The organism is Staphylococcus sp. HMSC070D05, assembly GCF_001815595.1.
GTDB lineage: Bacteria > Bacillota > Bacilli > Staphylococcales > Staphylococcaceae > Staphylococcus > Staphylococcus hominis.
The window spans coordinates 24,630-38,789 of record NZ_KV821105.1 but is presented as its reverse complement, the minus strand read 5'-3'; the positions used below and the strand labels follow the sequence as shown (position 1 = coordinate 38,789).

Sequence of the window (14,160 nt, the reverse complement as noted above, 5' to 3'; positions counted from 1 at the left end):
ATCATTCCCACTAATTGGGGTCAGTCCAAAAATGGTGTATCTTTTTTATGTTCATTTGAAGATAAGTAAATAATAATGTAAATATTTTTATTTAGAAATATATCAGTAAACTGATATAATATGTTAGTGATTAAAGGAGGCCATTAAACATGCAAACAATTGAAAGTATTATTATTGGTGGAGGCCCATGTGGTTTAAGTGCAGCAATTGAGCAAAAGAAAAAAGGCATAGAAACACTAGTAATTGAAAAAGGTAACATTGTAGATGCCATTTATCATTATCCTACACATCAAACTTTTTTCTCTTCCAGTGATAAATTAAGTATTGGAGATGTGCCATTTATTGTAGAGGAAAGTAAACCCCGTCGTAACCAAGCACTTGTCTATTATAGAGAAGTAGTAAAATTTCATCAGTTGAATGTACATCCTTTTGAGGAAGTATTAACAGTTAAAAAAATTGGAAATAAATTTACAATTACAACAACTAAAGATGTGTATGAATGTAAATTTTTAACAGTTGCGACTGGCTATTATGGTCAACATAATACTTTAGATGTTAAAGGTGCGGATTTATCTAAGGTTAAACATTACTTTAAAGAAGCGCATCCATACTTCAATCAAGATGTCGTGGTTATTGGAGGTAAGAATTCTGCAGTAGATGCAGCTTTGGAATTGGAAAAAGCTGGGGCAAATGTGACTGTATTATATCGTGGAGATCGATACTCAGCAGCAATTAAACCTTGGATTTTACCAAATTTTGAATCTTTAGTTAACCATGAAAAAATCGATATGGAATTTAATGCAAATGTTACTGAAATCACTCAACATTCAGTAACTTATGAAAAAAATGGTGAAACAGTAACAATACCAAATGACTTTGTTTTTGCAATGATTGGTTATCATCCAGACTATGAGTTTTTACAATCTATTGGTATAGATATTCATACTAATGAATTTGGAACAGCTCCAATCTATAATAAAGAAACGTATGAAACAAATGTAGAAAACTGTTATATTGCTGGTGTTATAGCAGCTGGTAATGATAATAATTCAATTTTCATTGAAAACGGTAAATATCATGGTGGCATTATCGCTCAAAGTATTTTAAGAAAAAAACAAACTCCACTAGAAAGTTAAATTTCATTTATTTTAATTAAAAGAGAGAAACAATGAGTGCATCATCATTGCTTCTCTCTTTTTTAAGCTTCAAAGTATTCTTTCAATTCCTTGTGATTCATATGGTTACTTAAACCAATTAGAAGTTTTAATCTTGCTTTAGGACCATTTAATCCGTTAGAAAAAATAAGCCCCTCTTCAGCTAATCGAAAACCTCCACCTTCATAATCATATACTGGACTTACAATGCCATTAAATGAGCGAGACACGAGTACGATAGGAATATCTTTTTTGACACATGATTCAATACCTTTTAAACAACTTGGGGGTAAGTTACCTTGGCCTAGCGCTTCAATAATTATACCTTGAACGTTTTGTTGAGCATAAAATTCTAAAACATCCTTAGTCATTCCCATATACGCTTTAATTAATGGCACATTTAAACTTTCATCTATTCTTGGAAATACTTTTTGTCGATATGGACGATTATAAAATTGAACACGATTTTTAGTTAAGATACCTAAAGGGCCTTGATTTGGACTCTGAAAGGTATTGATATTCGAAGTATGTGTTTTAGTAACATTTCTCGCAGTATGTATTTCGTCATTAAATACGACCATCACGCCTTTATCAGAAGCTTCTAATGAAGTTGCAACTCTAATTGCTGAAATAAAGTTATATAGCCCATCTGAACCAATCTCGTTTGATGAACGCATCGCACCTGTTATAACAATAGGTTGATTTATATCGATTGTTAAATCGAGCAAGTAAGCTGTTTCTTCTAACGTATCTGTGCCATGTGTAATCACACATCCATCATAGTGATTCTTAGAAAATTCCTTAATAATGATGTCTTTTAACTTTATTACATGAGAAAGTGTGATATGGGGTGATGGGACATTAAAGGGACTTATTTCATATACATTTGCATATTGATCTATGATGTTTTTGTGCAATGAAATAGGATTGATATCATTTGTAACGACCTGATTGAGTTGATTTTGAGACATACTAATTGTTCCACCTGTATGAATAACAAGTATCTTTTTCATTAAACTCCTCCTATTTTTAAAATATATATTTATGATAAAATAATACAGATAAAACAACAAGAAAGGAAAAATGTTATGAATCCAATTAATATTGCATTAGATGGTCCTGCTGCTGCTGGGAAAAGTACAATTGCAAGACAAGTAGCTAGTAAATTATCAATGATTTATGTCGATACTGGTGCAATGTATCGTGCAATAACGTATAAATATTTAAAGCAAGATGCTCCTGAAGATTTTCAGAATTTAATTAATCATACTTCTTTAGAATTAATTTATAATCCATCAAAAGGACAGCGAATTATTTTAGATAACGAGGATGTGACAGACTATCTAAGAGAAAATGATGTCACGCAACATGTTTCATATGTTGCATCAAAAGAACCTGTACGCACATACGCCGTACAAAAACAAAAAGAATTAGCAATAAAAAAAGGAATTGTTATGGACGGTAGAGATATTGGTACCGTCGTTCTTCCAGATGCTGAGTTAAAAGTATACATGATTGCCTCTGTAGACGAAAGAGCTGAAAGAAGACAGAAAGAGAATGAATTACGTGGTATTCCTTCCACTTTAAATCAATTAAAAAAAGAGATTGAAGAAAGAGATCATTACGATATGAATCGTGATATTTCCCCTTTAAGAAAAGCGGAAGATGCTATAACAGTGGATACAACGAGCAAAACTATAGAAGAAGTAACTGAAGAAATATTAAAATTAGTAGAGAATCTGTAATTTTGTACATAGCTATTTAATTTAATTCGTCAAATGACTAAAGTATAAGCGAATTATTTTAAATAGCTATTTTAGTTATATATAATTAATTATGAAAATATAAACAATAAATTTTCTTACTCTTATATTCAATCATAAGTTTCAATTTTTATTGATATTAATAAATATATTTTTCTATTGCTCGATATTAAATAATTTTAAAAAATGATATATTTTTTAAAAACTTATGAAACTAAAGGGGTATTTCTTGACAATTCCCTGCGTTTATAAGATGTTATAGTTATGTAGTGTATAAGGAGGCAAACATGATGACTGAAGAATTCAATGAATCAATGATTAATGATATTAAAGAAGGTGACAAAGTCACTGGAAAAGTTCAACAAGTTGAAGATAAACAAGTAGTAGTTCATATTGACGGGGCTAAATATAACGGAATTATTCCAATTAGCCAACTTTCAACTCATCATATTGAAAATCCAAGTGAGATTATTTCAGAAGGTGATGAAATTGAAGCATATGTAACCAAAATTGAAATTGACGAAAAAAATGAATCAGGTGCTTACATTTTATCCAAACGTCAACTTGAAACTGAAAAATCATATGAATATTTACAAGAAAAGCTTGATAATGACGAAGTAATTGAAGCTAAAGTTACTGAAGTAGTTAAAGGTGGCTTAGTTGTGGATGTAGGCCAAAGAGGATTCGTTCCTGCGTCACTCATTTCAACTGATTTCATTGAAGATTTCTCTGTATTTGAAGGACAAACCATTCGTCTTAAAGTAGAAGAATTAGATCCTGAAAATAATAGAGTCATTTTAAGCCGTAAAGCGGTTGAACAAGCTGAAAATGACGTTAAAAAAGCATCGTTATTAGATTCACTTAATGAAGGAGACGTTATCAAAGGGAAAGTGGCTCGTCTTACTAACTTTGGTGCTTTTGTAGATATTGGTGGCGTTGATGGATTAGTTCACGTATCAGAATTATCACATGAGCATGTTCAATCTCCTGAAGACGTGGTAAGCGTTGGACAAGAAGTGGACGTTAAAGTTAAATCTGTTGAAAAAGATTCTGAACGTATTTCTTTATCTATTAAAGATACTTTACCAACTCCATTTGAAAATATTAAAGGTAAATTCCACGAAAACGACGTTATCGAAGGTAAAGTAATTCGCTTAGCTAACTTTGGTGCTTTTGTGGAAATTGCTCCTGGTGTTCAAGGACTTGTACACATTTCAGAAATTGCTCATAAACATATTGGTACACCAAGTGAAGTATTAGAACCAGGACAACAAGTGAGCGTTAAAATTTTAGGTGTTGATGAAGACAATGAGCGTATTTCTTTATCTATTAAAGCTACATTACCAAATGAAGATGTGATTGAAAGTGACGAAGCTACAACTCAATCATATTTATCTAATGAAACAGATGAAGACAATCCAACATTAGGTGACGTTTTTGGTGATAAATTTAAAAACTTAAAATTCTAATATTAAATATTTTATTATTTAATTTAATGATGAGAGCAAGAAAAGATATTCAAATAGAATTCTTTCTTGCTCTTTTTTATTTATCTTTATTCACTATCTATCGTATGACAATATATACTTGTTTTTAATTCATCATTGCATATGATAAAATTATAGAGATTTTAGAAAGAGAGGAAGTTAGCTTATGACTAAACCTATTGTAGCAATTGTAGGTAGACCTAATGTGGGGAAGTCTACAATTTTTAATAGAGTAGTAGGTGAACGTGTATCAATTGTTGAAGATACTCCAGGTGTTACGCGTGATCGTATTTATTCTTCAGGCGAATGGTTAACACATGAATTTAATATCATTGATACTGGAGGCATCGAAATTGGAGATGCACCTTTCCAAACACAAATAAGAGCTCAAGCAGAAATCGCTATTGATGAAGCAGACGTCATTATCTTTATGGTAAATGTGAGGGAAGGTCTCACTCAAAGTGATGAAATGGTAGCTCAATTACTTTATAAATCAAAAAAACCTGTTGTTTTAGCAGTAAATAAAGTAGATAATCCTGAAATGAGAAGTGATATTTTTGATTTTTACTCTTTAGGTTTTGGTGATCCTTATCCAATTTCTGGTTCACATGGTTTAGGTCTAGGTGATTTATTAGATGAAGTCGTTAAACATTTTAAAGAAGAAGATAGTGATCCATATGATGATGACACTATTCGTTTATCTATTATTGGCCGTCCAAATGTGGGTAAATCTAGTTTAGTAAATGCCATTTTAGGTGAAGAACGTGTTATTGTATCAAATGTAGCAGGTACAACTCGAGATGCTGTAGATACTGAGTATAGCTATGATGGACAAGATTACGTGTTAATAGATACAGCAGGTATGAGAAAAAAAGGTAAAGTATATGAGTCAACTGAGAAATACTCTGTATTAAGAGCCTTAAAAGCAATTGAGCGTTCAAATGTGGTGTTATTAGTTATTGATGCCGAAGAAGGAATTATTGAACAAGATAAGCGCGTTGCTGGATATGCTCATGAAGAAGGAAAAGCAATGGTGATTGTTGTAAATAAATGGGATGCTGTAGAAAAAGATACTAATACCATGAAAAAATTTGCTGATGATGTACGTAATCAATTTCAATTTTTAGATTATGCACCTATCGCTTTCGTATCGGCAAAAGAGCGACTACGATTAAAAACACTTTTCCCTTATATAAGAGAAGCAAGTGAAAATCACAAAAAACGTGTTCAAAGCTCAACACTTAACGAGGTGGTGACGGATGCAATTTCAATGAATCCTACACCTACAGATAAAGGTAGACGTTTAAATGTCTTCTATACTACTCAAGTGGCTATTGAACCACCAACATTTGTGGTTTTTGTAAATGATGTTGAGTTAATGCATTTTTCTTATAAACGCTATCTTGAAAATCAAATTAGAGATGCATTTGGTTTTGAAGGAACGCCTATTCATATCATCCCTAGAAGAAGAAACTAAGAGGAGAGATTAAGATGACTAAGATTACAGTTTTTGGTACAGGAAGTTTTGGTACTGCATTAGCAAATGTTTTAGCAGAGAATGGCCATTCAGTTTTAATGTGGGGAAAAAATGAAAATACTGTAGATGAAATTAATCAATCTCATCAAAATAAACGGTACCTGAAAGACGTAACATTAATTGAAACAATTAAAGCAACAAATCAATTAGAACAAGCAGTTAATTTTTCAGATATATTTTTAATTGCTTTACCTACAAAAGCAATTAGAGACGTTGTGACTGAAATTAATCAACATATTAAAACTAAAAAAACATTTATTCACGTTGCAAAAGGTATTGAAAATGAAACATTTAAACGTGTATCAGAAATGATTGAAGATTCAGTATCTAAGAACCATAAAAATGGTGTAGGGGTACTATCTGGACCAAGTCATGCTGAAGAAGTTGTAATTAAGCAACCTACAACTGTTGCAGCTTCGTCAAAAGATGAACACATAAGTAAACTTATTCAAGATTTATTCATGAATGATTACTTACGAGTATATACTAATAATGATTTGATAGGTGTAGAACTAGGTGGTGCACTTAAAAATATTATTGCTGTAGCAAGTGGTATTGTTGCTGGAATGGGTTATGGTGATAATGCTAAAGCTGCTTTAATGACAAGAGGTTTAGCTGAGATTAGTCGACTAGGTGAAAAGCTAGGGGCTGTTCCTATGACTTTTCTAGGTCTTGGTGGCATTGGTGATTTAATTGTAACGTGTACGTCTACTCATTCAAGAAATTATACTTTAGGATATAAATTAGGAAAAGGTAAAACGACTGAAGAAGCACTTAACGAAATGAATATGGTTGTTGAAGGAATTTATACAACAAATTCAGTATATCATTTAGCAAAAGCTCAAAATGTTGATATGCCAATAACCAATGCTTTATACAAAGTATTATTTGAAGATAAACCAGTGAAAGATAGTGTAAAGGATTTAATGGGACGAGATAAAAAAGCTGAATAAAGTGTAATTTTGCTATTTAACGCAAATATTTTATAAAATTATTCACGAAATACTGATAATTCAACGTTTTAAGTATATAAATCGTTGCGGTAAAGGGAATTATTGTGTTAAAGTCATACCATAATGATATAAATTTATCATTATCATTCATCTGGAGGTGAACTCATAATGAATAAAACTGACTTAATCAATGCGGTTGCAGAACAAGCTGATTTAACTAAAAAAGAAGCTGGTTCAGCAGTAGACGCTGTTTTCGAATCAATTCAAAACTCACTTTCTAAAGGTGAAAAAGTTCAATTAATTGGTTTCGGAAACTTCGAGGTACGTGAACGTGCTGCACGTAAAGGACGTAACCCTCAAACAGGTAAAGAAATCGAAATTCCTGCAAGTAAAGTTCCAGCATTCAAAGCTGGTAAAGCATTAAAAGATGCTGTAAAATAATTTACTTAAAAAAGCCCTATAAGGGCTTTTTATTTTATATATTGTTTAATTCTAAATACATATGTTTTATTTATAATTGTACAATTCACTGTGAAGTTATTTTCGTCATAAGCACTATATTTTATTTTTATGAATATAATGTTAATATGTATATTGATACTAACGTGAGGTGTGAACATGGAAAGAACATTAAGCAAATTAAATAGACAAATTACTCAAAGGCTTAAAGGAATTAATGAATATGAAGCAATTCACATTAATAAAGGATTAAGTGATGTTTTAGATCATTTTAATATTCCAGAAAATGCTAAACTTGCCTGCCTCACTATTGATACTTCAATGAAGCATCTAGATGATATTTCTAAAAATAAATTATCTAAGAAATCAATTCTAATTGGTGACTTATTAAGTGCTCATTTTTATACTTTAATATCTGAAATTGGTGATGTGTCATATCAAAAGCTAATGAGTGAAGCGATTATAAAATCTAATGAGCTTAAAACTTCATTGCATCATCATTCACTCGAGCGTCATGATATATATAAGGCTGTGTTAGATATAGAAACACTTTTCCCTTTTATAACTATTTCTCATTTTACAGATATTGAGATCTCTCAATATGAAATATTTGAAAAATTATTTAGTGGGGTACATCAATATTATCCCTCTTATTTAAGTGAATATGATGAAGATGAAATAAACCAATTTATTAAACATATAAAGCAAAGCGATAAAGAGAAAAGTAGAGGTAATAATTAATGACTGAAAATAATGCAAAAAAAGAACAAGTTCATACGGTTTTTCAAAATATTTCTAAAAAATATGATCGATTGAACAATATAATAAGTTTCGAACAACATAAAATATGGCGTAAACATGTAATGAAAAATATGAATGTGTTACCTGGAAGTAAAGCACTTGATGTATGTTGTGGTACAGCAGATTGGACTATTGCTTTAAGTAGAGCAGTAGGACCTAATGGAGAAGTTACAGGTTTAGATTTCAGTGAAAATATGCTTGAAGTTGGTAAAGAAAAAACTAAATCAATGCCTAATATTCACTTAGTGCACGGCGATGCTATGAATTTACCATTTGAGGATAAAACATTCGATTATGTAACCATTGGCTTCGGTTTAAGAAATGTGCCTGATTATTTAGCAACATTAAAAGAATTAAATCGCGTATTGAAACCAGGCGGTATGATTGTATGTTTAGAAACAAGTCAACCAACATTACCCGTATTTAAACAAGTTTATAAACTTTATTTTAAATTTGTGATGCCTATTTTCGGGAAATTGTTTGCTAAATCTAGGGAAGAATATGAATGGTTACAACAATCTACATTCAATTTTCCAGATAAAACTAAATTAAAGCGTTTATTTGAGCAGGCTGGTTTCAGTCATGTAAAAGTTCGTAGCTTTACAGGTGGCGTTGCTGCAATGCACCTTGGCTATAAATAGAAAGTTCTACTAAATAAAAGGTGATTAATGTGGCAAAGTTAAGTATGAATAGTGAAATTAAAAATGTTGAAAAGCGTTTAAAAAATGCTATTAAAAGTAATGATTCTGTATTACAAGAAGCAGCATTTCATTTATTATCTTCGGGTGGCAAACGAGTGCGTCCAGCATTTGTTCTTCTTAGTAGTCAGTTTGGACCAAAGAAAATTACTGAAGATACGTATCATGTTGCAGTAGCTTTAGAATTAATTCATATGGCAACACTTGTGCACGATGATGTGATTGATAAAAGTGACAAACGTCGTGGTAAATTGACTATTGAAAAAAAATGGGATGTCACTACTGCTATCCTAACTGGCAATTTTTTACTAGCTTTAGGTTTAAAACAACTTTCTAAAATTGAAGATCATCGTGTTCATACTATTATTTCTAACGCAATTGTTGATGTTTGTAGAGGCGAGCTCTTCCAATTCCAAGACCAATTTAATAGTCATCAAAATATTACGAACTATTTGAGACGTATTAATAGAAAAACGGCGTTGCTTATTCAACTTTCAACAGAAGTTGGTGCAATAACATCACAAGCTGATAATGAGACGATTCGAAAATTAAAAATGATTGGTCATTATATTGGAATGAGTTTTCAAATTGTAGATGATATTTTAGATTTTACAAGTACTGAGAAAAAATTAGGTAAACCTGTGGGTAGTGACCTAATGAATGGTCATATTACATTACCAGTTTTATTAGAGATGAAAAAAGACCCGGTTTTCAAAAAACAAATTGTTGAGTTATCACACCTGACAAATAAACATCAATTTGACCCACTTATTGATCAAATCAAGAATTCAAATAGTATCACACAATCTCAAGAAGTGAGCGATCATTATTTAAATAAAGCACTCGACTTAATTGACCAATTAGAGGAACCAAATTCTCAAAATTTATTTAGAAAGCTTATTAAAAGAATGCGTTCTAGAAATACATAAGAATAGAAAAAAGTTGAAAGCGCTTTAATAACCTGTTAGTATTTAGTAGTAGTAGGTTGTTTGCTATTAAATGTATTTATACATATTAAATCAATTTTTTAATTAGGGGGATTTGTATAATGGAACGCACTTTTTTAATGATTAAGCCAGATGCAGTACAACGTAATTTAATAGGAGAAATTATTTCTAGAATTGAAAGAAAAGGTTTAAAAATAGTTGGCGGTAAATTTATAATTCCAACTAAAGATACTGTTAACATACATTATGCTGAACATACAGAGAAGCCGTTTTTTCATAAACTTGTTTCTTTTTTAACTTCTGGACCTGTGTTTGCCATGGTTGTTGAAGGAGAAGACGCAGTTGCGGTATCTAGACATATTATCGGAAAAACAAATCCCACTGAAGCCGATCCCGGTACTATAAGAGGCGATTATGGTTTAACAGTAGGGAGAAATATTATTCACGGATCAGACTCTGTAGAATCTGCTGAAAGAGAAATCAATTTATGGTTTAATGATGATGAAATATATAGCTACGAAGCTAATAGAGAAAATTGGCTTTATGAAGAATAATTTTTAAAAAGTAGAATAAATTGGAATTTATTTTCAATTCAACCATTGACTGCCGACATGTTAGAAAGTACCTAAGACAACTGTTGTCTTAGGTACTTTTTTATATAAAATTATTTGAATTTTCAAACAGCAATTATTCTACACTAGTTATGTAATTTCATTGAATATGATATGATAACAAATAATACATAATACTATTTAAAGTGGTAAAGGAAAGGAGCTATTAATCATGAGATATTTAACTTCAGGAGAATCACATGGTCCACAACTAACCGTGATTATTGAAGGTGTTCCAGCTAACTTAGAAATGAGAGCTGAGGAAATAAATAAAGAAATGTTTAAGCGTCAAGGTGGATACGGTAGAGGACGTCGAATGCAAATTGAAAAAGATGCGGTAGAAATTGTTTCTGGTGTAAGAAATGGCTTTACTTTAGGTAGTCCAATTACAATTGTAGTTAAAAATGATGATTTTACTCATTGGAGAAATATTATGGGTATTGAACCAATTAGTGACGAGGCACGTGAAAATATGAAACGTACAATTACAAAGCCAAGACCTGGTCATGCAGACTTAATTGGCGGAATGAAATATAATCATCGTGATTTGAGAAATGTACTTGAACGTTCTTCTGCAAGAGAAACAGCTGTACGTGTAGCTGTAGGAGCAGTGTCCAAAATTTTACTTTCTCAACTAGACATTCATATGTATAGTCGTGTTGTAGAAATTGGTGGAATTAAAGATGTAGGGTTATACGATACAGAAACATTTAAACAAAATATCGATAAAAATGATGTACGTGTGATTGATGAATCGATTGCTCAAAAAATGAGAGATAAAATCGATGAAGCTAAAAAGGAAGGCGACTCTATAGGTGGCGTAGTTCAAGTTATGGTTGAAAATATGCCAGTTGCAGTAGGTAGCTACGTGCATTATGATCGTAAACTCGATGGACGCATTGCACAAGGTGTTGTAAGTATTAATGCCTTCAAAGGTGTCAGCTTTGGCGAAGGGTTTAAAGCTGCTGAAAAACCTGGAAGCGAAATTCAAGATGAAATTTTATATCATTCTGAAAGAGGTTATTATAGAGGATCTAATCATTTAGGTGGCTTTGAAGGTGGAATGACTAATGGTATGCCTATCATTGTAAATGGCGTTATGAAACCTATTCCAACTTTATATAAACCTTTAAATTCAGTAGATATTAATACTAAAGAAGATTTTAAAGCAACTATAGAACGTTCAGATAGTTGTGCAGTTCCAGCAGCAAGCGTTGTTTGCGAACATGTCGTTGCATTTGAAGTTGCTAAAGCTCTTTTAGAAGAGTTCCAATCTAATCATATCGATCAACTTAAAGAACAAATTGAAGAACGTAGAAAGTTAAATATAGAATTTTAAACATCTTTAATTAACCTTTAGAAATGAGGTATATCATGCAATTACAAACCACATATCACAGTGATAATTATCCAATTATTGTAGAACATCATGCATTTAAATATTTATCCGATTATATTCAAGATTACGATAAAGTATTCTTAATTATAGATGAATTTGTTGATTTTAATTTTAGAGATAAAGTTGAAATATTATGTCACAATTCAAACATTCAAAAAGTTATCGTTCCTGCCGGTGAAAAAATGAAAACGTTTAATCATTATCAATCAATCATGGAACAACTACTAGGAATGAACCTTACTCGTAATACATGTTTAGTGGCTATAGGTGGTGGGGCCACAGGAGATTTTACAGGATTCTTAGCTTCTACATTATTAAGAGGTGTTGATTTTATACAAGTACCTACAACGATATTAGCGCATGACTCAAGTGTAGGAGGCAAAGTTGGAATAAATTCTTCCCATGGTAAAAATCTTATAGGCGCATTTTATAGACCTAAAGCAGTCATATATGATTTAAATTTTTTAAAAACTTTACCTTATCATGAAATTTTAAGTGGATACGCTGAGGTATATAAGCATGCTTTATTGACTGGCGCAGTTGCTACAGAAGATATTGAAAAACACTTTTCAGATAGGAAAACACTTGAATCACTTAAAGATATGGATCAATTTATTTTTAAGGGCATAAAAACAAAACTAAACATTATTATAAAAGATGAAAAAGAAAGTAATGTTAGAAAATATTTAAATTTAGGTCATACCTTTGGACATGCAGTAGAATATAAGTATAAAATACCTCATGGTCATGCCATTATGATTGGGATGATTTATCAGTTTATTGTGGCAAACCATCTTCTTGGCACACAATTTGATATTCAACATTATATTAATTATATGAATCAATTAAATTATCCGCTGGATTTAATCCAGCAGATTGATTTTGAAGAAATGTATCAATATATGTTATCAGATAAAAAAAATAATGGTGAAGGTATTCAAATGGTTCTACTCGAGAAATTAGGTAAACCTAATGTATATCATGTAGAAAAAAATATATTGAAGCAATCATTTAAACAACTACAATTATTAGTAGAGTAGGTGAAATACTGTGACAACAAGTCAAACAATAGATATTCATGGTCCATTAAAGGGTGAGATAGAAGTACCTGGAGATAAATCTATGACGCATAGAGCAATTATGCTATCGTCACTCGCTAAAGGTAAATCAATTATTGAACAACCGCTTCTAGGTGAAGATTGTTTACGTACAATTGAAATTTTTAAACTCTTAGGTGTTGAGATTGAAATTGAAGAACATCGTCTTATTGTTAATTCTCCAGGATATCAACATTTCAATATACCACATCAAACGTTATATACTGGAAATTCTGGTACAACAACGCGCTTACTTGCTGGTCTTTTAAGTGGATTGGGCATAGAGTGTGTCTTATCTGGAGATACATCGATAGGAAAACGACCTATGGATCGTATTTTAAAACCTTTAAAATTAATGAATGCAAATATTAATGGTATTGAAAATAACTATACACCACTTATTATTAAACCTTCAGCCATTAATGGTATCAATTATCAAATGCAAGTCGCAAGTGCTCAAGTTAAAAGTGCAATTTTATTTGCAAGTCTATTTTCAAAAGAAGCATCACAAATTACAGAATTAGACATAAGTAGAAATCATACTGAAACGATGTTTAAACATTATCAAATTCCAATACAAGTAAATCAAAAAGTGATTACAACATCTCCTTATGCTATAAGCAATATTCAACCTAAAGACTTTGTAGTACCAGGAGATATTTCTTCAGCTGCTTTCTTTATTGTAGCTGCTTTGATTTCTCCAGGAAGTGATATTACAATTCATAATGTTGGCATCAATCCTACACGTTCAGGTATTATAGATATCGTTGAACAAATGAATGGTAACATTGAATTATTTAATGTTACAGAGTCTTCAGAACCAACTGCGTCGATTAGAGTTCAGTATACGAACAACTTGAAACCAATCACAATTGAAGGAGATTTAATTCCTAAAGCAATTGATGAATTGCCAATTATTGCTTTGTTGTGCACTCAAGCTTCTGGTACAAGTATGATTAAGGACGCAGAGGAATTAAAGGTAAAAGAAACTAATCGTATTGATACAACTGCAGATATGCTTAATTTACTAGGTTTTAAATTACAAGCTACAGAGGATGGATTAATTATTCATCCCTCTGAATTAACTAGAAATGCTATAGTAGATAGCTTAACTGACCACAGAATTGGCATGATGCTTGCAGTCGCATCTATTTTAAGTGATTCGCCATTAACGATACGTCAGTTTGATGCAGTAAATGTATCATTCCCTGGTTTCTTGCCGAAATTAAAGCTTTTAGAAAATGAGGGATAAAA

General features: G+C 31.4%; 14 protein-coding genes. 13 read left to right on the top strand and 1 reads right to left on the bottom strand.

What is annotated here, in order from left to right:
• Positions 1–149: 149 nt before the first annotated feature.
• The gene (gene ypdA / locus HMPREF3046_RS04215; protein ID WP_070716679.1) at positions 150–1,136 is read left to right on the top strand and encodes a bacillithiol disulfide reductase YpdA; all 987 of its coding nucleotides are present in this window, start codon (positions 150–152) and stop codon (positions 1,134–1,136) included.
• A 62-nt stretch (positions 1,137–1,198) separates the two neighbouring features.
• Here ypdA and HMPREF3046_RS04210 read toward each other — a convergent pair whose 3' ends face one another.
• Positions 1,199–2,167: an asparaginase gene (locus HMPREF3046_RS04210; RefSeq protein ID WP_070716677.1), complete on the bottom strand. Its 969-nt coding sequence runs from the start codon at positions 2,165–2,167 to the stop codon at positions 1,199–1,201.
• Positions 2,168–2,242: 75 nt separating this feature from the next.
• On the opposite strand from HMPREF3046_RS04210, the gene cmk reads away from it, so the two are divergent.
• From cmk to aroA, 12 genes are all read left to right on the top strand, one after another.
• Positions 2,243–2,899, top strand: coding sequence for a (d)CMP kinase (gene cmk / locus HMPREF3046_RS04205; protein WP_070716675.1), 657 nt, complete (start codon positions 2,243–2,245; stop codon positions 2,897–2,899).
• Between the two features lie 308 nt (positions 2,900–3,207).
• On the top strand, positions 3,208–4,386 hold the full coding sequence (gene rpsA, locus HMPREF3046_RS04200; protein ID WP_070716673.1) for a 30S ribosomal protein S1: 1,179 nt from the start codon (positions 3,208–3,210) through the stop codon (positions 4,384–4,386).
• Between the two features lie 184 nt (positions 4,387–4,570).
• Entirely contained in the window at positions 4,571–5,881 is a 1,311-nt protein-coding gene (gene der, locus HMPREF3046_RS04195; RefSeq protein ID WP_019835234.1) for a ribosome biogenesis GTPase Der, read from the top strand.
• A gap of 14 nt (positions 5,882–5,895) precedes the next feature.
• Positions 5,896–6,894: an NAD(P)H-dependent glycerol-3-phosphate dehydrogenase gene (locus tag HMPREF3046_RS04190; RefSeq protein ID WP_070716672.1), complete on the top strand. Its 999-nt coding sequence runs from the start codon at positions 5,896–5,898 to the stop codon at positions 6,892–6,894.
• Between the two features lie 168 nt (positions 6,895–7,062).
• On the top strand, positions 7,063–7,335 hold the full coding sequence (locus HMPREF3046_RS04185; protein WP_002449794.1) for an HU family DNA-binding protein: 273 nt from the start codon (positions 7,063–7,065) through the stop codon (positions 7,333–7,335).
• A 177-nt stretch (positions 7,336–7,512) separates the two neighbouring features.
• Positions 7,513–8,094: a hypothetical protein gene (locus tag HMPREF3046_RS04180; protein WP_002449710.1), complete on the top strand. Its 582-nt coding sequence runs from the start codon at positions 7,513–7,515 to the stop codon at positions 8,092–8,094.
• Positions 8,094–8,795 (top strand): demethylmenaquinone methyltransferase, encoded by a 702-nt coding sequence (locus HMPREF3046_RS04175; protein ID WP_070716670.1) that lies wholly within the window; start codon positions 8,094–8,096, stop codon positions 8,793–8,795. Before HMPREF3046_RS04180 ends, HMPREF3046_RS04175 begins: the two co-directional genes overlap by 1 nt.
• 29 nt (positions 8,796–8,824) lie before the next feature.
• Positions 8,825–9,781, top strand: coding sequence for a polyprenyl synthetase family protein (locus HMPREF3046_RS04170; RefSeq protein ID WP_002449820.1), 957 nt, complete (start codon positions 8,825–8,827; stop codon positions 9,779–9,781).
• Positions 9,782–9,900: 119 nt separating this feature from the next.
• Complete coding sequence (gene ndk / locus HMPREF3046_RS04165) at positions 9,901–10,353, top strand: nucleoside-diphosphate kinase (RefSeq protein ID WP_019835237.1); 453 nt, start codon at positions 9,901–9,903, stop codon at positions 10,351–10,353.
• A 229-nt stretch (positions 10,354–10,582) separates the two neighbouring features.
• Positions 10,583–11,749: a chorismate synthase gene (gene aroC, locus HMPREF3046_RS04160; RefSeq protein WP_070716668.1), complete on the top strand. Its 1,167-nt coding sequence runs from the start codon at positions 10,583–10,585 to the stop codon at positions 11,747–11,749.
• 35 nt (positions 11,750–11,784) lie between these two features.
• Positions 11,785–12,849, top strand: a complete 1,065-nt coding sequence (gene aroB / locus HMPREF3046_RS04155) for a 3-dehydroquinate synthase (protein ID WP_070716665.1) — start codon at positions 11,785–11,787, stop codon at positions 12,847–12,849.
• Positions 12,850–12,859: 10 nt separating this feature from the next.
• Positions 12,860–14,158 (top strand): 3-phosphoshikimate 1-carboxyvinyltransferase, encoded by a 1,299-nt coding sequence (gene aroA / locus HMPREF3046_RS04150; RefSeq protein WP_070716663.1) that lies wholly within the window; start codon positions 12,860–12,862, stop codon positions 14,156–14,158.
• Positions 14,159–14,160: the final 2 nt, after the last annotated feature.